Below are 20810 nucleotides of genomic sequence, written 5' to 3' on the forward strand. Positions count from 1 at the left end.
CGCGCGCCCGGGCGTCGTCACGCAACGGCGTCGTCCGGCCCGCCGCTCCTGTCGGAGAGTGACGGCGAGCGCCATCACGCAGCGTCAACTCGCGGCCCCGGGGCGGCGGGCACGGCCGGACCGCCGTTCAGGCGCCGGGTCGACCCGGCGCACGCGGCGTCGACCCGACGCAACACCAGACCCGCCAGCTCCGGCGCGTCGGTGAGCGGGGCCGAGATCGTCGCCGCTCCCGCATCACGCGCGGCCGCCGTGACCGCGTCGTGGAAGAGCCCCGGTGCCAGGAAGTACGCCGACACCGCGACCCGGCGAGCCCCCGCCGCGCGCAGCCGGGCCACCGCCGCACCGACCGACGGCGGGGCCGCCGAGGCGTACGCCACCCGGACCGGCACACCCAGTTCACGGCCGAGCGCAGCCGCGACGCGACCCACCGAGCCACGGGCCCGCGCGTCACGGGTGCCCGCCGCCGCCAGCACCAGCGCGTCGAGCCGCCCCGGATCCGCCTCGGCCAGCCGGCGCAGCAGAGCGGCCAGGAGCGCCCCGTCCACCTCCGCACCGGTCGGCCCCAGCACGTCGGTCACCCGTACCGCGAGTTCCGGCTCGGCGGCCCGGGCGGCGGCCACCGCCGCCGGAATGTCGACCCGACGGTGGTACGCGGCGGTGAGCAGCAGCGGTACCAGCACCGCCCGGTGCCGCCCGGCACCGGCCAGCGCCCGCAGCACCTCGGTCGGGCCCGGCTCCGTGTGGTCCAGCCAGCTCGCCGAGACCGGAACACCGGGCCGGGCGGCACGCACCGCCCGGACCAGTGCCCGGGTCGCCGCGCCGGCTCGCGGATCACGGCTGCCGTGCGCGACCAGGACCACGGGGTCGGGTCGCGTCGCCACCGCCCGGGCCGGCCGGGTCAGGTGTGCAGCCCGCATTCGGTCTTCTCGAACATCGCCCACCGGCCGGCGCGCGGGTCCTCCCCCGCCCTCGTCCGGCGGGTGCACGGCCAGCAGCCGATCGAGCCGTACCCCTGCTTGAACAGTTCGTTGACCGGCACGTTCCAGCGGGCGATGTAGTTGTCCACATCCGCCTGTGTCCAGGTGGCGATCGGGTTCACCTTCACCTTGCCGCGGCGGGCGTCGAACGCGACCACCGGCGTGTTCGCCCGGGTCGGCGACTCGTCCCGGCGCAGCCCTGCGGCCCACGCGTCGTACCCGCTGAGCGCGCGCTCCAACGGCTCGACCTTGCGGAGCTGGCAGCAGTCGTCCGGGGACCTGTTGAACAGCCGCGGACCGTACTGGCCGTCCTGCTGGCCCACAGTCAGCCGGGGCCGGACCGAGCGGACGTTCACCGGCAGCGTCCGGGCCACCTCGTCGCGTACCCGCAGCGTCTCCGGGAAGTGCAGGCCGGTGTCGAGGAAGACCACGTCCACGCCCGGCGCGGCCCGGGACACCAGGTGGGCCAGCACCGCGTCGGCCATCGAGCTGGTGACGCAGAACCGGTCGCCGAAGGTCTCCGCGGCCCAGCGGGCGATCTCCAGCGCCGGGGCGCCCTCCAGCTCCCGACCGGCCGCCTCGGCGAGCGCACGCAACTCCTCCGGGCCGCGCCGGGCGGGGTCCGCCGGCACGGACGCGCCGACACCCACCAGGGCGAGGTCCACCGCCGACACGAGAGCCGTCGCGGCCGGCGCGACCTCGGCGCTCACCGGGTCACCGCCCGGCCGAGCAGGCCGGTGAACCTGACCGTGAAGACCCGGGCGCAGGCGTGGCACTCCCACGCGCCGTGGCTCGCCTCGTTCGGCCGCAGGTCCTCCTCGCCGCAGTACGGGCAGTACAGAGGTGCCGCTCGGTTCTCGCTGCTCATCGCAGTTCCTCCTCGTCGACTCTGATCACCCACTGGGCGAACGCCTCGCCCTCGCGCCGGCCGGCCAGGTAGCGGCGCGCCAGCCGCTCGACGTACGCCGGAAGCTCCTCGGCGGTGGTCTTCAGGCCGCGCAGCTTGCGGCCGAAGCCGGCGGTCTGCCCCGCCGCCATGCCGAGCCCGCCGCCGAGGTGGACCTGGAAGCCCTCCACCTGGCGGCCGTCCGGGCCGAGCACCAGCTGGCCCTTGAGCCCGATGTCGGCCACCTGGGTGCGGGCGCAGGCGTTCGGGCAGCCGTTGAGGTGGATGGAGATGTCCGCGTCGAAGTCGCGCAGCCGCTGCTCGAGGCGGGTCACCAGTTCCTCGCCGCGGGCCTTGGTCTCGACGATGGCGAGCTTGCAGTACTCGATGCCGGTACAGGCCATCGTGCCGCGCCGCCAGGCCGAGGGCCGGGCCTCCAGACCGATCCCGCGCAGGGCGGCGACCAGGGACTCCACCCGATCCGGCGCCACGTCCAGCACCAGCAGCTTCTGGTACGGGGTGAGTCGTACCCGGCCGCTGCCGTGCGACTCGACCACGTCGGCGAGACGGGCGAGCTGCCCGCCGGAGACCCGGCCCACGATCGGGGCGGCGCCCACGTAGCTGAGCCCGTCCCGCTGGCGGTGTACGCCGATGTGGTCGATCGGCTTCTCGGGCAGCTCCGGGGCGGGGCCGTCGAGCAGCGTCCGGCCCAGGTACTCCTTCTCCAACACCTCCCGGAAGCGCGCCGGGCCCCAGTCGGCGACGAGGAACTTCAGCCGGGCCCGGTTGCGCAGCCGACGGTAGCCGTAGTCGCGGAAGATCCCGACCACGCCGGCCCAGACGTCGGGCACCTCGGCCAGCGGCACCCAGACGCCCAGCCGCTGCGCCAGCATCGGGTTGGTGGAGAGGCCGCCACCGACCCAGAGGTCGAAGCCGGGGCCGAGCTCGGGGTGCTCCACGCCGAGGAACGCGACGTCGTTGGCCTCGTACGGGGTGTCCACCAGCCACGAGATCGACGACTTGAACTTGCGCGGCAGGTTGGAGAACTCGGGGTTGCCCACGTACCGGCGGACGATCTCGTCGATCGCCGGGGTCGGGTCGACCACCTCGGCCTCGGCCACCCCGGCGACCGGGCTGCCCAACACGATCCGTGGACAGTCTCCGCACGCCTCGGTGGTCTGCAGGCCGACCGACTCCAGCCGCCGCCAGATCTCCGGCACGTCCTCGATCCGGATCCAGTGGAACTGCACGTTCTGCCGGTCGGTGATGTCGGCGGTGTCCCGGGCGAACTCCTGCGAGATGGTGGCGATCGTCCGCAGCTGAGCCAGGGAGAGCTGGCCGCCGTCGATCCGCACCCGGAGCATGAAGTGCTCGTCCTCGAGCTCGTGCGGTTCCAGCACGGCCGTACGCCCGCCGTCGATGCCGGGCTTGCGCTGGGTGTAGAGACCCCACCAGCGCAACCGCCCGCGCAGGTCGGCGGGGTCGATGGAGGCGAAGCCGCGGTGCGCGTAGATGTTCTCGATCCGCGCGCGGACGTTCAGCGGATCGTCGTCCTTCTTGGTCCGTTCGTTGGCGTTGAGCGGCTCGCGGTGACCGAGCGCCCACTGCCCCTCCCCGCGCGGGCGGCGCGGGGCTCGGGCGGGGCGGGCCGGCGGATCCTCGGGCCGGGTGGAGATGCTGCTGACCGCCATCGCGGCCTCCTCCGTCGTCTGCTGGACTTCGGTGCGAGCGCGTACGCGACGGCGGCCCGTCAGGACGGGTTGAGGACAGCGATGTCAGGAGAGCCGGCGCGGAACGCGCCCGAGATGAATGAGTCGGGCGTCGTCAGTGGGCCGGACAGATCGCGCTGCGCACGCGGCCGTAGTCGACGTGGCGGCGGGCCACGAATCGACGCACGACGGCGGCAGTCATGCCCGTCATGCTGCCATACCTGAGCGGCCCCGGCCACCGAGCGCGTGCCTGATCCCACATGACGGGCCGACCCCGTCGATAGGCTCGACCCGTGGGCGAAAAGTCCGATAAGCGGCATCGGGCGACCCCGGCGGCGAGCGACACGGTGACGCCCGCGGCCCGGCGTGGCCTGCCCGGAACCGCGATCTGGCTGGCGCCGGCGCTGCTGACCCTCGCGGTGACCCTCTCCGGGCTCACCGGCGCACAGCTGTGGCGCGACGAGCTGGCGACGTGGAGCGCCGCCACCCGCTCGGTACGGGACCTGGTGCGGCTGGCGGGCACCATCGATGCGGCGACCGGGCCGTACTACCTGCTCATGCACGGCTGGGTCGCTCTCGCCGGCGACTCGATCGTCGCACTGCGGCTTCCGTCGGTGCTGGCGATGACCGGGGCGGCGGCGCTGACCGCGCTGCTCGGCCGGCGCCTCGCCGGAGCCCGGGCCGGGCTGCTCGCCGGGCTGCTCTTCGCGCTCCTGCCCAGCACGTCCCGGTACGCCCAGGAGGCTCGCCCCTACGCGCTGGCCACCCTGCTCGCCGTACTCGCCTCGCTACTCCTGGTCGACGCGCTGCGCCGGCCGGGCTGGGGACGTTGGACCGGGTACGCGGCCGCCCTCGCCGCGCTCGGGCTGACCCACCTGATCGCGCTCACCCTGCTCGCCGCGCACGCGGTCGCCGTGCTCGTCGCCCACCGTGTCGGGCTCACCGACGGCGGCAGGGGCCACCCGGACCGGCGGCGCTGGTTCTGGCTGCCGGCCGTGCTGCCGGCGGTGCTGCTGGTGGCCCCACTCGCACTGGTCGCCCGCAACCAGCGCGGACGCCAGTTGCAGTGGGTGGACATCGTCCGGCCGGCCGATCTCACCACGTTGCCCGGTGGGGTCGCGCAGAGCAGCGTGGTGGGCGGGCTGCTGGTGGGGCTCGCCGTACTCGGTGCCGCCCGGCTCGGCCGGCGTGCCCTGCTGCCCGGCGCCGCGGTGCTGCTGCCGGTGTCGCTGCTCTTCGTCGCCGGGTTGGCCGTACCGCTCTGGGTGCCCCGCTACCTGGTCTTCGTCGTACCGTTCGCGTGCCTGCTGGCCGGCGCGGCGCTGGCCGCGGTGGCGCTGCCCGGCGGGCTCGCCGTGGTGGTGCTGGCCGGGCTGCTCGGCCTGCCGGACCAGACCGCGCTGCGGCACACGCACGAGTGGCCGCGCAGCGCGCCGATCGACTACCAGGGGGTGGCCGAGGTGATCCAGGCCGATCAGCGCCCCGGCGACGCCATCGTGTACTCGCCCCGGCGTAGCTGGCTCTTCCTCGACTTCGGGATCGAGTACCAGCTCGGTGATCGGCGTCCCCGGGACGCGCTGCTCACCGAGAGCGCGGCGCAGCGCGGCGACCTCTGGGCCGCCGAGTGCGGCCGGCCCGCCGACTGCCTGGCCGGAGTTCCCCGGGTCTGGCTGGTGCTCTCCGGCCGGCACACCGATCCGCTCGCCGCGGTGTCCGGCGCCAAGGGCGCCGCCCTGCGGGACGGCTTCACCGTCACGCAGGTCTGGCAGCGGCCGGGCCTCACGCTCACCCTGCTCACCCGGTGACCGGCGGCCCGGGCAGCGCGGTGACACGGGCGGCCCGCGCAGCGCAGCTGGCCCGGGCAGCGCAGGTGGCGCGGCGGCGCGGCGGCGCGGGTGGAATTGGTGGCCGGGAGCGCGACCGTCAGGCGGAACGGCCGTCCGCGCCACCGCGCGCCAGCGGCACGACCAGCACGGCCTCCGTGCCCCCACCGGAGGCGTCGCGCAGCTCGATGCTGCCCCGCAGCTCGCCGGTGACCAGGGCCCGGACGATCTGCAGCCCGAGGTTGCCCCCGCTGTCGGCGTCGAACCCGGCGGGCAGCCCCCGCCCGTTGTCGGTCACCGTGACGTGCAGCTGCTTGCGGAACCGGTGCGCCGACACCACCACCTCCGGCATCGCCGACAGGTCACCATCGCCGGTCGAGGCGCTCACCAACGCCGGCGCGGTGAGTCCGGCCCCGTCGGTGTCCTCGTCCCCGTCGGCCGAGGGGAAGCCGTGCTCGACGGCGTTGAGGAGCAGCTCGTTGAGGACCATCACCAGGGACGTGGCGATCTCGGCGGGCAACACGCCGAAGCTTCCCGTGCGACGCATGCCGACCGGCACCTCGGTCGCCGCCACCTCGGTCGCCGCGCTGGCGACCCGGTCGACGATCGTGTCGAACTCGACCGCCTCGTCGCTGGACATGGAGAGCGTCTCGTGCACCAACGCGATCGAGGCGACCCGGCGTACCGAGTCCTCCAGGGCGACCCGCGCCTCCGGCATGGCGACCCGGCGGGCCTGCAGGCGCAGCAGCGCGGCGACGGTCTGCAGGTTGTTCTTCACCCGGTGGTGGATCTCCCGGATGGTCGCGTCCTTCGTGATCAGGGCGCGGTCCCGGCGACGTACCTCGGTGATGTCGCGGACGAGGACCAGCGCGCCGATCGGCACGCCGGCGGGCATCAGCGGCAGCGCCCGGGTCAGCACGGTGGCGCCACGGGCGTCGATCTCCCGGCGCGGTGGCGCATCACCCCGCAGCGCGGCCAGCACCGCGTTGGCCGCGTCGGTTCCCTCCAGCGGGTCGTTGGCGAGCCGGCGGTGCAGCGCCGCCAGGTCCTCGCCCACCAGGTGCGAGGCGTAACCCAGCCGCCGGTACGCGGACTGGGCGTTCGGGCTCGCATAGGTGACCTTGCCGTTCGCGTCCAACCGGACCAGGCCATCGCCGACGCGGGGCGCGGAGGTCGTCTCGCCCGGGTGCCGGGGCGGCGGGAAGGTGCCGTCGGCGATCATCTGGGCCAGGTCGTCGGCGGTGGTCAGGTAGTTGAGCTCCAGTTGGCTGGGCGTACGCGCGGTGGAGAGGTTGGTGTCCCGGCCGACCACGGCCACCACCTCACCCGCCTCGCCGTCGGAGGTACGCAGCCGGACCGGAATCGCCTCGTGCCGGGCGGGCACGTCGCCGTACCAGACCGGGTCGCCCTCCCGCCAGATCCGGCCCTGCCGGTAGGCGACCTCCAGGTGCGCCACCTCCGGCCCGCCGACGATCCGGCCCACCTGGTCGTCCTGGTACGCGGTGGGCGCGGTGGTCGGGCGTACCTGGGCGACGCAGAGGAACGTGCCGTCGGCGTCCACCGGCGCCCAGAGCAGCAGGTCGGCGAAGGACATGTCGGAGAGCAGCTGCCAGTCTCCGGCGATCCGGTGCAGGTGGTCGATGTCCGCCGGGCGGAGCTGGGTGTGCTCCTCGGCGAGGTCGCGCAGCGTGGACACGCTCACCAGCGTGCCACGCGCGTCCTCACATCGTCGCGGTGACCTTCTTGAGTCCGCGCGGGGCGTCCGGATCCTCACCCCGGGTGAGGGCCAGCGCCAGGGCGAGCCGCTGCAACGGCAGGATGTCCAGCAGCGGGGCGTACCGCTCGTCGACCTCGGGGACGGCGATCCGGGTGGCCCCCTCGACGTCGGCCGAGCCGACGACGACCACGTCCGCGCGGCGCTCACCGAGCCGGGGCAGCACCTTGCCCATCGAACGACCGCCGGGCCCGGAACCGACCACGGCGAGCACCGGGACGTCCGGGTTGGTCATCGCGAGCGGGCCGTGCAGCAGGTCGGCGCCGGAGAAGGCGAGCGCCGGCAGGTAAGACGTCTCCATCAGCTTGAGCGCGGCCTCCCGCGCGGTCGGGTAGGCGTACCCGCGGCCGGTGGTGACGAGTTGGGCGGCGAACCGGTAGCGCGGTGCCAACTGCGCCGGGGTGGGATCGGCGAGGGTACGGGCGGCCAGCTCCGGCAGCGCCGCGACGGCGGCCCGCTCCTCGGCCGGCAACACCCCGTCGCCGGCCCGGATCCCCTCGACGAGCAGGAGGAGGGCGAGCAGTTCGGCGGTGTACGTCTTGGTGGCCGCCACCGCTCGCTCGTGACCCGCGGCGATGTCCACGCTGAGCTCCGCGACGTCGGCGAGCGGCGAGTCGGGCGCGTTGGTGACCGCGAGGGTGAGCGCACCGGCGGCCCGGGCCTCCCGCAGCACCTCGGTGAGGTCCGGCGAGCCGCCGCTCTGGCTCACCCCGACCACCAGCGCGTCGGAGAGGTCCGGTCGGCCGCCGTAGAGCGTGACGACGCTGGGTGAGGCGAGCCCGGCCGGCAGGCCGAGCCGGATCTCGGTGAGGTACGCCCCGTAGAGCGCCGCGTGGTCCGAGGTGCCCCGTGCGGTGAAGACGACGTGCCGTGGCCGGCTCTCGGCGATCACGGCCGCGACCCGGGCGATCGCCCCGGCGTGCTCGGCGGAGAGCAACCGCTCGTAGCCGGCCGGCTGCTCGTCGATGTCGGCCGCCATGCCGGCCCCTGCACGCGTCACGGAAACTCCTCCCACTGCGCGATTGCCGCGCGTTTCCTGCTCAGTCTTGCATCTTTGATCTGACACGAGCAATTGAACGAGCAGTAGTGCGCAGATGATCACCATGTCGCTCCAACATCACCTAGGCTGTCCCGGCTCTGTTCCGCCACCGGACGACGAGAGGACGACGTGCCCGAGGACGACGCCGCGCTCTCCGCCGCGGAGGAACTCGCCCTGGCCCGGCTGGCGTTGGCGGAGGGCGACCTGCAGCACGCGGCCGGGCACGTGGCCGGCGCGCTCGCGCAGGCGCCGACCCTGCCCGAGGCGCACGAGACACTGGCCCGACTCGCCGCGGTGAGCGGCGGCGGCGTGGACCTCTTCCCCCTCGACCAGCACACCTACGTCGGCGCCGCGGTCGCCCGCGCCCACCTGCTCGCCGCCACCGGGCACCCGGGCGACGGGCTGGACCTGCTCGCCGCGGCGACCGGCTACGCACCGCAGACCGACTGGGCCGGGGTGCCCTGGGTGACCGCGCCCGAACTGATCGCGCGGATCACGCCGGAGCACGTCGCACGGATCCTCATGCAGGTCTGCGCGGCGGTTCCCGACCCGGTGCCGCGCGCCGGGCGGCCGGCACTGGCCGCGTACCTCACGCTGGCCCGCAACGCGGTCACCGCTCATCCCGGGCACGCGTTGCTGCTCGGCGCGGCGTCCGCGCTGGCCCGCCGCCTCGGTGAGGTCGCGCTGGCGATCGACTGGGCCGGGCGAGGCGTACGCGCCGAGCCGACGAAACTCGGTGAGGTCTGGCTCGGGTACGCGTACCGCAGCGCCGGCCGTACCCGGGAGGCGCTGGCGGCGCTCGGCCGGGCGGTCGAGCACGATCCCGACGACCTCGCCGTCTACGCCGACATCGCCGGGACCCTGGCCGACACCGGCCGGCTCGACGAGGCGCTGGACTGGATCGATCGGGCCCTGGACCGGGACCCGACCTTCGACTGCGCGGTGCACACCGCGCATCGGCTGCGCTACCTGCGGGACGGCGACGTCGCGCACCTGGTCGCGCTCGCCGACTTCGCCCGGGACCACCCCGACGACACGCACGAGCACGGCGACCTGGCCGAGTGCTGCCGCAGCCGGCCCTGGCTCGGGCAGTTGACCCCGGCCGGCGGGCCGGTGGCCGACGCGTTGCGCCAAGCGGTCGCGGCGGAGCATCCCGGTATCGGTGCCACCGTACGGTCGCCGACGCCTCCCCCGCCCAGCGCGCTGCGGGCGGGCACGGCGGTGGGAATGCGGGTCGAGGTGACCGGAAACGGCTCGCCGGACGCCCGCGAGCCCCGGCGGGCGGGCACCCGACGGCTCTGGCGCTACGAGGGCACGATCCCGGTGCCCGCGGTGCCGGCCCCCTCGGTGGGGGCCGCCGACCGGCTGCGCCAGCTCGCGCACCCGGCCTGGCCGCACCCGCCGGCCGCGTACGACGCGGCGGTGGGCCTGGCCACCCTGGAGCTGGCGGACCTGGTCGGGCTGCTGGTCCACCCGCCGGAACCGCCGGCCACCGCGATCGGTCGGGTGCTGGCCGGCCAGGACCCGACGATGTGGGTGCGCTGCGTGCAGGTCTGGGCCTGCCTGGGGATGCTGCACCATCGCACCGACGAGCCGTGGGCCGCCTCCACCCGCCGCCAGGTGCTGCTCGACCTGGTGTGGGGCGTAGAGGACTGGATCACCGAGGCGGCCCTGTTCGCGATGGTCACCGCCGCCTGGGTCGATCCGGCCGTACGCCCCGACGTGGCCCGGGTGGTCGCCGAGCGGCTCGCCGACGCGGCGGCCGTGGCTCGGACGCGTCCGGTGCCCATCGCCACGTCACTGGCTCACCTGGCGCTGGCCACCCCGGGGGTGGACGCGGAGACTCGCGAGCTCGCCACCGCCCTGCTCGGCGCCGCCGCTGCGGTCCCCCGCCCCCGCAACCCGCTGACCCGCCTCTGGCAGCGCCTCACGGCCACCCTCCGCCGCCGCTGACCCCACCCCACCAGAGGGTTGATCATGAAGTCGTTGCCGCTCGCCCCGGCGCGGCAACAGCTTCATGATCACCGGGAGGGTGTGGCTCAGGCGACGGAGGCTGGCTCGGTCTCCGCACCGGTGGCCTGCGCCGGCTGCTCGTTGGCCGTCCGCAGCGGGATCTCCTTGATGAACCAGGCGAGCACCGGCACGGCGACGGTGAAGAGCACCGCCCACCAGAACACGTGCGAGATGGCGTCCGCGAGGCCGGCGAGCACCAACTCACGCGCCTGGGCGGGCAGCTCCTTCAACTGCTCGAGGTCCATCCGTCCGCCGCTCTCGCCGCCGCCGCTGAACGCGCCCCCCGCGGCCGAACCGGCGAGTCGGTTGGCGAAGATGGCGCCGAACAGCGAGATGCCGAACGATCCGCCGATCGACCGGAAGAAGGTGGCGGCGCCGCTCGTCGCGCCCAGGTCCTTCTGCGCCACGCTGTTCTGCGCGATGAGCATCGAGGTCTGCATGAGGAAGCCCATGCCGACGCCGAGCACGATCATGAACAGCGAGGACTCGACCTTGCTGGTGCCCACGTCCAGCATGGTCAGCAGGCCCATGCCCGCGGTCATCACGACGCCGCCGATGATCGGGTACGCGCGGTAGCGCCCGGTCCGGGTGATCGCCCGGCCGATGGCGAGCGAGACCACCAGCATGCCGAACATGAGCGGGAGCAGCAGCAGGCCGCTGTTGGTGGCCGAGGCGCCCTGCACCGTCTGCTGGTAGAGCGGCAGGAAGTTCATGGCGCCGAACATCGCGAAGCCGAGCAGGAAACCGATCACCGAGATCAGCGCGAAGTTCCGGTTGGCGAAGAGCCCCAACGGCAGGATCGGCTCGGGCGCCCGCCGTTCGACGAATCCGAAGGCGACCAGCGCCACCAGGGCGAGCGCGGCCAGACCGAGGATCTGCCCGGAGAACCAGGCGTACTCGTTGCCGCCCCAGGTCGTGACCAGCACGATCGCGGTGATGCCGACGGAGAGCAGCGCCGCGCCCAGCCAGTCGATCCGGTGCTCGGTGCGGTACTTGGGCAGGTGCATGGTCGTGATCAGCAACGCGAGCGCGATGCCGCCGAGTGGCAGGTTGACGTAGAAGGCCCAGCGCCACGAGAGGTGGTCGGTGATGAAGCCACCCACCAGCGGGCCGGCCACCATGGCGATGGCCATGATGCCGGCGATCATGCCCTGGTAGCGGCCCCGCTCACGCGGCGGGACGAGGTCACCGATGATCGCCATCACACCGACCATCAGGCCACCCGCGCCGAGGCCCTGCACCGCCCGGAAGGCGATCAATTGGACCATGCCGTCGCCCGGGCCGCCCAGGAAGCCGGAGCCGGACATGCCGCAGAGCGCCGACCCGACGAGGAAGATGGCGACCGAGGTCAGGAAGACGGACTTGCGTCCATAGAGGTCGCCCAGCTTGCCCCAGATGGGCGTGGAGACCGTGGTGCCCAGGACGTACGCGGTGACCACCCAGGTGAAGTGGTCCAAGCCGCCGAACTCGCCGACGATCCGCGGCAACGCGGTGCTGACGATCATGTTGTCGAGCATCGCGAGCATCATCGCGATCATCAGGCCGAAGAGGACGACCCGTACGTTGGGTCGCACGGCAGCCTGGGCTGGTTGAGTCATCGGTAAGCTCCCCCGGAAGGCGGTACGGCCTATTTACTTGCCGGCCGGCTAGTTCCCTTACTAGCCGCACGGTAAGTTAACGACGGACCGGGGTCAAGCGAGTTGGGTGGGTGAAGGTGCGAGAGAGCACGGGCGGCACGCGGGACCGGATCAAGGCCGTGGCCCTGGAACTCTTCACCGAGCAGGGGTACGAGAAGACCTCGCTACGGGAGATCGCCGAGCGGCTGAATGTGACGAAGGCCGCGCTCTACTACCACTTCAAGAGCAAGGACGAGATCGTCAGCAGCTTCGTCGAGGACCGGCTGCAGCAGATCGACGCCATCGTCACCTGGGCCGAGACTCAGCCGACCAACCGGGAGACGCGGCGTGAGCTGATCGCGCGGTACGCCGACGCGATGTTCACCGGCGACCACCCCTCGGTGATGCGCTTCTTCGAGCAGAACCAGACGGTGCTCAAGAGCCTGGTGGCCGGGCAGCAGATGCGCGGCCGGATGATGCAGCTGGCCAGCGCCCTCTGCCACGGTGACGACTCTCCGGCGGCGCAGCTGCGCGCCGCGCTCTCACTCTTCGCCGTGCACAGCAGCTGGTTCGCCGTACGGACGCCACACATCACGGACGCCGAACGCCGGAAGATCGCCCTCGAGGTGGCCGACGAGCTGCTCGACCGGATCGGCCAGCCGGACCGCGCGGACGGCGAGGTCTAGCCGACAAGGGGCCGGCGGGCGCGCGAACCCGGCGACCCGGTGCCCACCCGCACGGTCCGGCTCAAGCTCCACCGGCTCGGGCCTCGCCCGGTCGAGCCTCGACCGGTCACCTCAGGGCCGGTCACCTCAACGCCAGGCAGCTCAACGCCGGACGGCTCAAGGCCGGCGCGTCAGGGCTGGGACAGCTCGAGGCGAAGGGCCAGCAGCTTCACCCCGGGCAACGGCGACCAGTCCTTCTCCGGCGTGCGGGCGAAGCCGAGCCGCTCGTAGAGACGCTGCGCCTTGTCGGCCATCCCGTCGCGGACGCAGATCACCACGGCCGAGCAGCCGAGTTCACCGGCACGGTCGATGCACGCCCGGGCCAACGCGACTCCGGCCCCGAGCCCCTGCGCCGCGGGGTCGACGGCCAGCATCCGGAACTCCGCCTCGCCGGGATCGGCGAGTTCGGCGTACCGGGTGCCGGGCAGCACGAAGGTGACCGAGCCGAGCACCCGGCCGGCCGCGTCCTCGGCGACCAGCACCGTGCCGTTCTCCGCCCGGGTCGGTACGTCCGCCAGCACCACGCCGTAGCCGTTCTCCCCCTTGAGCTGCCCGTCCGCCTCGTAGGCGGCCACCGTCAGCCGGGCGATCGCGGGGAAATCGGCAGGCGTGGCCGGCCGGACGTGCAGCCCGATCAAGCGATCACGGCGATCAGGTCGCCGTCCTGCACCACGTCTCCCTCGTTCACGGCGAGCTGCTGCAGGATCCCGTCGGACTCGGCGACGACGGGGATCTCCATCTTCATCGACTCGAGGATCACCAGGGTGTCCCCCTCCGACACCGAGTCGCCCTGCGTCGCGACGACCTTCCAGACGTTCGCCACCATCTCGGCGCGGATCTCCTCGGCCATCTCCAGGGCCCTCCCTCTCGCGGTTGCCTGACGACGTATCCAATCATGCGGCCGCGCGGGCGTGAGCGCCGAGCGGCCGGGTAGGCACCGCCACGCGGACGGTCACCACGGACTCACCGGGTGGCCGACGCCCCGGCGCGGCGTGGCCGACGTGGGCCGCACTAGCATCAGCGGGTCGGACCCGGTGCCGGGCGGCCGGTGACTGCACCGGCGCCGAGGTCGTCAAGCCGGATCCGACCATCACAAGGAGGCACCATGGCGAAGAAGGCCCGTAAGAAGAAGGCCCGTAAGAAGAGCGGCGCCAACCACGGCAAGCGCCCCAACTCCTGACCTCGCGGCGGGTGACCCCGCCGACGACCAGTCAGCTGACCCGGCCCCGGCCGGGACGCCGGTGGCCCGGGTCGATTCTCGACCCGGGCCACCGTGCGTATCGGTTCTCAGTCGGCCAGTTCGCGTGACTCGCTGCTCTCGAAGACGACCAGCTCGGTGAGCTTGAGGCGGAGCCGCTCGCGCAGCTGCTCCGGCGCGGTCTCGTTGCCGCAGCAACGGGCCACCAGCGCCTTGACCTCCTGCTCGATGCCGTACTCCTGCAGGCAGTGCCCGCATTCGTCGAGATGGTGCCGGATCAGCGTGCGCCGCTCATCGGCGCACTCGAGGTCCAGGTAGAGGTACACCTCCGCGAGGACCTCACGGCAGTCCGTTTCGTGCGGCTCTCCACAGCTCACGTCACACCTCCCGGCCGGCGGGAGCGGTCGAGCCCTTGGTGGCGGCGGTGAAGCCGCGCTCCTTGGCGTACTGCTCCAACAGCTTGCGCAGATTACGCCGACCGCGGTGCAGGCGCGACATCACCGTGCCGATCGGCGTACCCATGATGTCGGCGACCTCCTTGTAGGAGAAGCCCTCGACATCGGTCAGGTAGACGGCCAGGCGGAACTCCTCCGGCAACTGCTGGAGGGCCTCCTTGACGTCGCTGTCCGGCAGCCGGTCCAGCGCCTCCGTCTCCGCCGAACGCAACCCACTGGAGGTGTGCGACTCGGCCTCGGCAAGCTGCCAGTCGGTGATCTCATCGGTCGGCGCCTGCACCGGCTGGCGCTGCCGCCGCCGGTAGGAGTTGATGTAGGTGTTCGTCAGGATCCGGTAGAGCCAAGCCTTGAGGTTTGTGCCCTGCTCGAACTGGTGGAAGGCGGCGTACGCCTTCAGGTAGGTCTCCTGGACCAGATCCTCGGCATCCGCCGGGTTACGCGTCATCCGCAACCCAGCAGCGTAGAGCTGATCGACGAATGGCATCGCGTCCCGCTCGAAGCGGGCCCTGCGCTCGTCCGTCTTCTCGGTGGTCAACCGCACATCCCCTCGCGTCGGATGCTTTCCCGCCGAGGATACGCGTACGGACCTGCCCGCAGATTCACTTCGGGCCGGTGTGCTCGTGCTCACCACTGCCGTTGCGCCCGATGTGACGGGCCACTCGGGTCCGGCGAGCAACTGCCGTAGCTGCCGCACGTCCCGGTCGTCCCGCTCCCGGCTCCGTGTCTCGATCGGCACCCGGTCCCCCCTCCGCGAAGAAAAGTCGTCCCGGGGGTAGTAACGCGGGTGTGCGGTGGGGCATTCCGAGAGTCTCGGCTGATCGACTCGGGTCCAGCGGAATCCGGCTGTCCCGGCGGGTCGGCACCGCGACCCGTTGAGGTCGAGCCGGTGATCGTTCGCCGCCCGCCCCCCTTTCCTGGTCCCGGCGTCGGCGCGACCGGCGCTGGGACCAGGAAGGGCCTGGGAGGATGGTTCCGCCGCCCGAACCGGGCGTCGGCACCATCCGATGCAACGACCCTCCTCCACCGCCGGAAACGGCTCCTTCCGGACACCGCACCGTCTTCGCGCCCCGCCCCGGGTGGCCGGACAGCCGGTCCGACCCCACTGATCCGCGGTGCCGGCAGGCGGCCGACATCCCGTCGTGGCCGCGGGCTCTCCCGGGCGACGCCGCCCCGGCGGCGCCCCGTCAGTTGTTCGCCCAACCCTGCCCGCGCAGCCAGTCCCGCACCACGGCGGCCACGCCGGACGGGTCCTTCCGCAGGTCGTGCACCTCGCCGGAGCGCGTCACCACGGTCACCCCCGGGCTCGCCTCGGGCACGCCGAACGGGTCCCGGTCGCCGTTGACCACCAAGGTTGGCAGGCCGGTCAGCAGCTCCGCCGCCCGGGACCGCTCCGGCCGACCCGGTGGGTGCAGTGGAAAGGCCAGGGCCACGATCCCGGCCGCGCCGACCGTACCGGCCGTCCGGCAGGCCACCCGGGCACCACTGGACCGCCCGCCGACGAGCACGGGCACGCCCTGGTGCCGCTCCCGCAGTACGGCGAGCACCGCCGTCCAGGCCTCGTCGAGGTGCCCGGCGGGCGCGGGCGCGCGCCGACCGGCCACCCGGTACGGCTGGGTCACCCGGACCACCGTCACGCCGGCGGCCACCGCCTCGTCCCGTACCGCGAGCAGGTCCGGGGCGTCGACGTCGCCACCCGCGCCGTGCCCGAGTACGAGCAGGGACGCGACGGGCCCTGCGGGCAGGTCGGTGTCGACCCGGGCCGGCCCGCGGGGGGTGGTGATCTCGTCGTGCTGTGTCACTGGCCCATTCTCGTCCCCGGCGACCGGTGTGACGCCCGGACCCGACCGGACGGAGCCGACGATTCGGTTCGACTTCACCGGGGGCCCGGAGGTCTGCGCGCGGTCACCTCGACGGCGGGGTGCCCGATCCGATCACGGCGAGAGGCCTACCCGGCGGCTCAGCTGAGCGGGACGAGGGTGAGCAGGCGGTCGCGGACCGGCGGCCCGGCCTCCTCGGCGGCATCCGGATCCGGTTGGACCTCGCCACGCCAGGCGACCAGCATGGCTCGGCGTTCCCGGGGCGTCGTCCCGCCCCACACGCCGTGGCAGTCGCCCACCTCGAGCGCCCAGGCGAGGCACGAACCCTGTACCTCGCAGCTGCGGCAGAGCGCGACCGCCGCGTCGGCGGGCTCGTTCGGCGCGGGAAAGAACGTCTCCGGATCGACAGTCTGGCAGGCACCTCTGGTCCGCCACGCCTCGTCCTCACGTCGTTCGCGCAGCGCGCGGAGCAGACGCGGATCTCGTCGTGCGGCAGCAACCTCGTGCGGGCGGGGCATACGCGCCCGGGTCATCCACCCACCTCCCCCGTGGGACCGGCAAGATCGATGGGTGTCGTCCGCCCCCTGCGGATCGACACTCACCACCGGCGCTGTGTTCTACCGCACTTGTGGAGGGGGTCACAAGGGGCTATCGGGAAGATGGCTGAACGGCCGGGAGACGTTTCGCCCGGAATACCGGCAAATCGGTACGCGACAATGCGCGAGCCGCTATCAGAACAGGGTCGGCTCCGCCACGTCGACGCCGCGGGCGAGCGGCACCCGCGCGGTCAACTGCGGGCCGTCGTTGCGTACGTCGCCCACCGCGGGGCCGACCGGACGGATCTCCAGCCCGGCGAGCCACTCGGGCTGCGGTGGGGCGAGCAGCTCGGTCGGATCCTCCGCGGAGGCCAGCCACGACGCCCAGCGCTCCCGCGGCAGCAGCAGCGGCATCCGGTCGTGCACCTCGGCCAGCTCGCCGAGCGCGGCGGTGGTGAGCATGCTGAACGTGAGCCGCTCCCCGTCACCGGCACCCCAGGTCGACCAGATGCCGGCGAAGGCCAGCACCGAGCCGTCCGCCGGAGTCATGTAGTAGGCCTGCCGGCCCTCGGGCGAGCGCACCCACTCGTACCACCCGTCGGCCGGCACCAGGCAGCGGCGCCGGGCGAAGGCGCCGGCGTACGCCCGGCTGGTCGCCACCGTCTCCGCACGGGCGTTGATCATCCGTGCGGCCCCGGCGGCGTCGCGGGACCAGTGCGGCAGAAAGCCCCAGCGGCCCACGCAGAGGGCGCGATGCCCCTCCGGGCTCAACCGCACCAGCGGGACCGGGTCGGTGGGCGCCACGTTGTAATCCGGGCCCACCTCGCCGGCGGTGTCGTCGGACGACTCGAAGATGGCGCTCAGCTCGCCGGAGCTCCGAGTCGTCGCGTACCTGCCGCACATGTCGCACACGCTAACCCGCCGGACACCCCTCCGGCTGTCCCGACTGCCGGGCGGCCCGCGTCACCGGCCGGCGGACACGGCAGAATGTAACCGTGGGGAATCTGACCGCGACCCGGCCGCCGCAGCCGTGGACCGCACCGACCGCCTCCGACCCGGTCGCGGCCATGCTGCGCCTGCCCGGATCCAAGTCGATGACCGCCCGCGCGCTGGTGCTCAGCGCGCTGGCCGGCGGTCCGTCGACGCTGGCCGGGCCGCTGCGGGCGCGGGACACCGAACTGATGGCCGCCGGCCTGCGCGGCATGGGCGCGCACGTGTCGATCAGCGACGACGAGCGCTGGCTCGTCCGACCGCACCGGCTCGTCGGCCCCGCGCACGTCGACGTCGGCCTGGCCGGCACGGTGATGCGCTTCGCGCCGCCGGTCGCCGGGCTGGCCGACGGGCGGATCACCTTCGACGGCGACCCGCACGCCCGGACCCGCCCGCTCGGCCCGCTGATCGGGGCGCTGCGCTCGCTCGGCGTCCGGATCGACGTCGAAGGCCCCGGGAGCCTCCCGCTCACCGTGCTCGGCGCAGGTCGGGTCGCCGGCGGCGAGGTCGTCATCGACGCCTCCGCCTCCAGCCAGCTGGTCTCCGGCCTGCTGCTGGCCGCGCCCCGATTCGACCGCGGGGTGGTGGTCCGGCACGTCGGCCCGCCGGTGCCCTCCGCGCCGCACCTCCGGATGACCGTGCAGATGCTGCGCGCCGCCGGCGCCGCGGTCGACGACACCGTCGCCGACGTCTGGGTGGTCGAGCCGGGGCCGATCGCCGGTCGTGGCTGGCAGATCGAGCCCGACCTGTCCGGTGCAGTGCCGTTCTTCGCCGCCGCACTGGTCACCGGCGGTGAGGTCACCCTCCAGGGGTGGCCGCACAGCAGCGCCCAACCGGTCGAGCGGCTACGGGAGCTGCTGCAGCGGATGGGCGGCGAGGTGACCCTCACCACCGACGGGCTGACCGTACGCGGCACCGGCTCGGTGCACGGTCTGGAGGCGGATCTCTCCGACGTCAGCGAGCTGACCCCGGCGCTGACCGCGCTGGCCATGCTGGCCGACTCGCCGTCCCGGTTCACCGGGGTGGCGCACATCCGCGGTCACGAGACCGACCGGATCGCCGCGCTGGCGCGGGAGTTCACCGCGCTCGGCGCCGACCTCACCGAGTCCCACGACGGGCTGCAGATCCGGCCCCGCCCGCTGCGCGGCGGCACGTTCCGCACCTACGCCGACCACCGGATGGCGCACGCCGCCGCGGTGGCCGGGCTCGCCGTGCCCGGCATCGAAGTCGACGACGTCGCCTGTACCTCGAAGACCATGCCCGAATTCCCGGCACTATGGTCAGCGATGGTGACGGGCAAGAGCTGACGCGACGGAGGGGCGGTCCTGGCGACCAGACGGCGGGAGTACGACGAGGACGACGTACGGGTCCGACCCGGCAGGTCCTCGCGCCCGCGTACCCGCACCCGTCCCCGGCACGCCGACGCGGTGGAGGGCTTCGTCGTCGCCGTGGACCGGGGGCGCTACACCTGCGTGCTCGACGGCACCGAGCGGGTTGCGGCCATGGTCACCGCGATGCGCGCCCGCGAGCTGGGCCGCAAGTCGGTAGTGGTCGGCGACCGGGTGGCCCTGGTCGGCGACACCTCCGGCGCGCCGGGCGCACTTGCCCGGATCGTCCGGATCGCCGAGCGGTCGTCCGTGCTGCGGCGCACCGCCGACGACGACGAGACCACCGCCGAGGGACGGCTGGAACGGGTGGTGGTGGCCAACGCCGACCAGTTGGTGATCGTCAGCGCGCTGGCCGACCCACCGCCACGCACCGGGTTCATCGACCGCTGCCTGGTGGCCGCGTACGACGCGGACATCGAGCCACTGCTCTGCCTCACCAAGGCCGACCTGGCCGGGCCGGAGGCGGTGCTCGGCTACTACGCCGAGCTGGAGCTGCCGTACGTGCTGATCCGGCCCGATTCGGAGCTGGACGCACTGCGCGCGCTGCTCGCCGGGCGGGTGTCGGTCATGGTCGGGCACTCCGGGGTGGGCAAGTCGACGCTGGTCAACCGGCTGGTCCCGGAGGCGGCCCGGGCGGTCGGCACGGTCAGCGCGATCGGCCGCGGCCGGCACACCTCGACCAGCGCCGTGGCGCTGCGGCTGCCGCGGGCGCCCGGCGGGGACGGCGACGGCTGGATCATCGACACGCCGGGGGTACGCAGCTTCGGGCTGGCGCACGTCTCCGCCGACAGCCTGCTGCACGGCTTCCCCGACCTGGTCGAGGGGACGGTCGACTGCCCGGCCAACTGCCCGCACACGGCTGAAGCGCCGGAGTGCGGGCTGGACGCGTGGGTGGCCGCCGGCAAGGCCGATCCGCGCCGGCTCGCGTCGTACCGCCGGCTCCTCGCCTCCCGGGCCGGCGACGGCGACGCGCGCGGTGAACCGGAGCCCCGCGGCGAGCCGCCCACCCTCGGATGATCCGCACCTGGTCCGCTAGGTTGCCGGCATGACCGGGTACGCCGACGATCTCGTCCTCGCCCACCGCCTCGCCGACGCGGCGGACGCCATCTCGACCGCCCGGTTCCGGGCGCTCGACCTGCGAGTCGAGTCGAAGCCGGACCTGACGCCGGTCTCCGACGCGGACACCGCCGTCGAACGGGAGATCCGCGCCCTGCTGGCCGAGCACCGCCCGGCCGACGGGTTGCTCGGCGAGGAGTACGGCGACACCCCGCCCGCCGGGCCGGGTGAGCGGCGCTGGGTGATCGACCCGATCGACGGCACCAAGAACTTCGTCCGGGGCGTGCCGATCTGGGGCACCCTGATCGGCCTGCTCGAGCGGGACCGGCCGGTGCTCGGGCTGGTCTCCGCCCCGGCCTTGGGACGCCGCTGGTGGGCTGCGGCCGGCGCGGGCGCCTGGGCCGGACCGGACCGGGACAGCGGCGAGCCGATCCGCGTCTCCGCGGTGCGGAAACTGGCCGACGCCAGCTTCTGCTACTCCTCGTTGACGGGGTGGGAGGCCGCCGGACGGCTGGACGCGATGCTCGACCTCATGCGTGACTGCTGGCGCAGCCGTGCGTACGGCGACTTCTACGGCTACGTGCTGCTGGCCGAGGGGGCGCTGGACGTGATGGTGGAGCCGGAACTGTCGCTCTGGGACGTCGCGGCGCTGGTGCCGATCGTGCTCGAGGCGGGCGGCGCCATCACCGACCTGGCGGGCGCGCCGGCCCCCGCGGGTGGTCCCGGCACCGAGCACAGCGTGGTGGCGAGCAACGGCGACCTGCACCCCGACATCCTCGCCCGGCTCGGTCGACCAGCCGAGCGCTGA

General features: G+C 73.5%; 21 protein-coding genes. 7 read left to right on the forward strand and 14 right to left on the reverse strand.

All coding sequences use genetic code 11. The annotated features are described in order from the left end of the window. Window positions 1-74: 74 nt before the first annotated feature. From BXA10_RS20300 to BXA10_RS20310, 4 genes are read right to left on the reverse strand one after another with little or no spacing between them, the layout of a single operon-like run. Window positions 75-917, reverse strand: a complete 843-nt coding sequence (locus BXA10_RS20300; RefSeq protein WP_084753040.1) for a sirohydrochlorin chelatase — start codon at window positions 915-917, stop codon at window positions 75-77. Further along, window positions 899-1687 (reverse strand): phosphoadenylyl-sulfate reductase, encoded by a 789-nt coding sequence (locus tag BXA10_RS20305; protein WP_076472096.1) that lies wholly within the window; start codon window positions 1685-1687, stop codon window positions 899-901. Before BXA10_RS20305 ends, BXA10_RS20300 begins: the two co-directional genes overlap by 19 nt. Continuing rightward, window positions 1684-1845: a hypothetical protein gene (locus tag BXA10_RS31570; RefSeq protein ID WP_175649254.1), complete on the reverse strand. Its 162-nt coding sequence runs from the start codon at window positions 1843-1845 to the stop codon at window positions 1684-1686. The genes BXA10_RS20305 and BXA10_RS31570 overlap by 4 nt, the downstream gene beginning before the upstream one ends. Beyond that, window positions 1842-3554, reverse strand: a complete 1713-nt coding sequence (locus BXA10_RS20310; protein WP_076472098.1) for a nitrite/sulfite reductase — start codon at window positions 3552-3554, stop codon at window positions 1842-1844. Before BXA10_RS20310 ends, BXA10_RS31570 begins: the two co-directional genes overlap by 4 nt. 365 nt (window positions 3555-3919) lie before the next feature. On the opposite strand from BXA10_RS20310, the gene BXA10_RS20315 reads away from it, so the two are divergent. Continuing rightward, window positions 3920-5377, forward strand: a complete 1458-nt coding sequence (locus BXA10_RS20315) for a glycosyltransferase family 39 protein (protein ID WP_076472282.1) — start codon at window positions 3920-3922, stop codon at window positions 5375-5377. A 118-nt stretch (window positions 5378-5495) separates the two neighbouring features. Here the strand turns inward: BXA10_RS20315 and BXA10_RS20320 are convergent, their stop codons facing one another. Together BXA10_RS20320 and BXA10_RS20325 are read right to left on the reverse strand one after the other, a co-directional pair. Next, window positions 5496-7091 carry a sensor histidine kinase gene (locus tag BXA10_RS20320; RefSeq protein WP_076472100.1) on the reverse strand — a complete coding sequence of 532 codons (1596 nt, stop codon included), beginning with the start codon at window positions 7089-7091 and terminating at the stop codon, window positions 5496-5498. Between the two features lie 25 nt (window positions 7092-7116). Beyond that, the gene (locus BXA10_RS20325; protein ID WP_076472102.1) at window positions 7117-8148 is read right to left on the reverse strand and encodes an SIS domain-containing protein; all 1032 of its coding nucleotides are present in this window, start codon (window positions 8146-8148) and stop codon (window positions 7117-7119) included. Window positions 8149-8337: 189 nt separating this feature from the next. Between BXA10_RS20325 and BXA10_RS20330 the strand changes: the two genes are divergently transcribed. Beyond that, on the forward strand, window positions 8338-10161 hold the full coding sequence (locus BXA10_RS20330; RefSeq protein ID WP_076472104.1) for a tetratricopeptide repeat protein: 1824 nt from the start codon (window positions 8338-8340) through the stop codon (window positions 10159-10161). 86 nt (window positions 10162-10247) lie between these two features. On the opposite strand, the gene BXA10_RS20335 is transcribed toward BXA10_RS20330, so the two are convergent. After that, the gene (locus tag BXA10_RS20335; protein ID WP_076472107.1) at window positions 10248-11819 is read right to left on the reverse strand and encodes an MDR family MFS transporter; all 1572 of its coding nucleotides are present in this window, start codon (window positions 11817-11819) and stop codon (window positions 10248-10250) included. 116 nt (window positions 11820-11935) lie between these two features. Here BXA10_RS20335 and BXA10_RS20340 point away from each other — a divergent pair, with 116 nt between their 5' ends. Next, a complete protein-coding gene (locus BXA10_RS20340; RefSeq protein ID WP_076472285.1) occupies window positions 11936-12523 on the forward strand; it encodes a TetR/AcrR family transcriptional regulator in 588 nt (195 codons plus the stop codon). Window positions 12524-12693: 170 nt separating this feature from the next. Here the strand turns inward: BXA10_RS20340 and BXA10_RS20345 are convergent, their stop codons facing one another. Next, window positions 12694-13197 (reverse strand): GNAT family N-acetyltransferase, encoded by a 504-nt coding sequence (locus BXA10_RS20345; RefSeq protein WP_076472287.1) that lies wholly within the window; start codon window positions 13195-13197, stop codon window positions 12694-12696. Next, window positions 13197-13418, reverse strand: coding sequence for a biotin/lipoyl-binding carrier protein (locus BXA10_RS20350; protein WP_175649259.1), 222 nt, complete (start codon window positions 13416-13418; stop codon window positions 13197-13199). The genes BXA10_RS20345 and BXA10_RS20350 overlap by 1 nt, the downstream gene beginning before the upstream one ends. Before the next feature lie 249 nt (window positions 13419-13667). Between BXA10_RS20350 and BXA10_RS32735 the strand changes: the two genes are divergently transcribed. Beyond that, window positions 13668-13742: a 50S ribosomal protein bL37 gene (locus BXA10_RS32735; protein WP_369700219.1), complete on the forward strand. Its 75-nt coding sequence runs from the start codon at window positions 13668-13670 to the stop codon at window positions 13740-13742. 107 nt (window positions 13743-13849) lie between these two features. On the opposite strand, the gene rsrA is transcribed toward BXA10_RS32735, so the two are convergent. From rsrA to BXA10_RS20375, 5 genes are all read right to left on the reverse strand, one after another. Further along, a complete protein-coding gene (gene rsrA / locus BXA10_RS20355) occupies window positions 13850-14137 on the reverse strand; it encodes a mycothiol system anti-sigma-R factor (protein ID WP_076472111.1) in 288 nt (95 codons plus the stop codon). Between the two features lies 1 nt (window position 14138). Next, complete coding sequence (locus BXA10_RS20360) at window positions 14139-14951, reverse strand: sigma-70 family RNA polymerase sigma factor (RefSeq protein ID WP_076472114.1); 813 nt, start codon at window positions 14949-14951, stop codon at window positions 14139-14141. 448 nt (window positions 14952-15399) lie between these two features. Further along, window positions 15400-16014, reverse strand: coding sequence for an alpha/beta hydrolase family protein (locus tag BXA10_RS20365; RefSeq protein WP_076472290.1), 615 nt, complete (start codon window positions 16012-16014; stop codon window positions 15400-15402). A 158-nt stretch (window positions 16015-16172) separates the two neighbouring features. Next, window positions 16173-16565, reverse strand: a complete 393-nt coding sequence (locus BXA10_RS20370; RefSeq protein ID WP_076472117.1) for a WhiB family transcriptional regulator — start codon at window positions 16563-16565, stop codon at window positions 16173-16175. A 198-nt stretch (window positions 16566-16763) separates the two neighbouring features. Continuing rightward, on the reverse strand, window positions 16764-17471 hold the full coding sequence (locus BXA10_RS20375; RefSeq protein WP_076472119.1) for an SOS response-associated peptidase: 708 nt from the start codon (window positions 17469-17471) through the stop codon (window positions 16764-16766). Between the two features lie 92 nt (window positions 17472-17563). Here BXA10_RS20375 and aroA point away from each other — a divergent pair, with 92 nt between their 5' ends. The 3 genes from aroA to hisN all read left to right on the forward strand — a co-directional run bounded on the left by aroA (window position 17564) and on the right by hisN (window position 20810). After that, the gene (gene aroA, locus BXA10_RS20380) at window positions 17564-18865 is read left to right on the forward strand and encodes a 3-phosphoshikimate 1-carboxyvinyltransferase (protein WP_076472122.1); all 1302 of its coding nucleotides are present in this window, start codon (window positions 17564-17566) and stop codon (window positions 18863-18865) included. Window positions 18866-18985: 120 nt separating this feature from the next. After that, complete coding sequence (gene rsgA, locus BXA10_RS20385; protein ID WP_076472124.1) at window positions 18986-19963, forward strand: ribosome small subunit-dependent GTPase A; 978 nt, start codon at window positions 18986-18988, stop codon at window positions 19961-19963. Between the two features lie 28 nt (window positions 19964-19991). Further along, complete coding sequence (gene hisN / locus BXA10_RS20390; protein WP_076472126.1) at window positions 19992-20810, forward strand: histidinol-phosphatase; 819 nt, start codon at window positions 19992-19994, stop codon at window positions 20808-20810.

The sequence above is a fragment of the Micromonospora avicenniae genome (assembly GCF_900156065.1).
Taxonomy (GTDB): Bacteria; Actinomycetota; Actinomycetes; order Mycobacteriales; family Micromonosporaceae; genus Micromonospora; species Micromonospora avicenniae.

Bases quoted from the DNA above. Each gene is read 5' to 3' on its own strand.
- BXA10_RS20335 (WP_076472107.1), bottom strand. From the start codon at position 11,819: ATGACTCAACCAGCCCAGGCTGCCGTGCGACCCAACGTACGGGTCGTC.
- BXA10_RS31570 (WP_175649254.1), bottom strand. From the start codon at position 1,845: ATGAGCAGCGAGAACCGAGCGGCACCTCTGTACTGCCCGTACTGCGGC.
- BXA10_RS20300 (WP_084753040.1), bottom strand. From the start codon at position 917: ATGCGGGCTGCACACCTGACCCGGCCGGCCCGGGCGGTGGCGACGCGA.
- BXA10_RS20310 (WP_076472098.1), bottom strand. From the start codon at position 3,554: ATGGCGGTCAGCAGCATCTCCACCCGGCCCGAGGATCCGCCGGCCCGC.
- hisN (WP_076472126.1), top strand. From the start codon at position 19,992: ATGACCGGGTACGCCGACGATCTCGTCCTCGCCCACCGCCTCGCCGAC.
- BXA10_RS20325 (WP_076472102.1), bottom strand. From the start codon at position 8,148: ATGGCGGCCGACATCGACGAGCAGCCGGCCGGCTACGAGCGGTTGCTC.
- BXA10_RS20375 (WP_076472119.1), bottom strand. From the start codon at position 17,471: ATGTGCGGCAGGTACGCGACGACTCGGAGCTCCGGCGAGCTGAGCGCC.
- BXA10_RS20370 (WP_076472117.1), bottom strand. From the start codon at position 16,565: ATGACCCGGGCGCGTATGCCCCGCCCGCACGAGGTTGCTGCCGCACGA.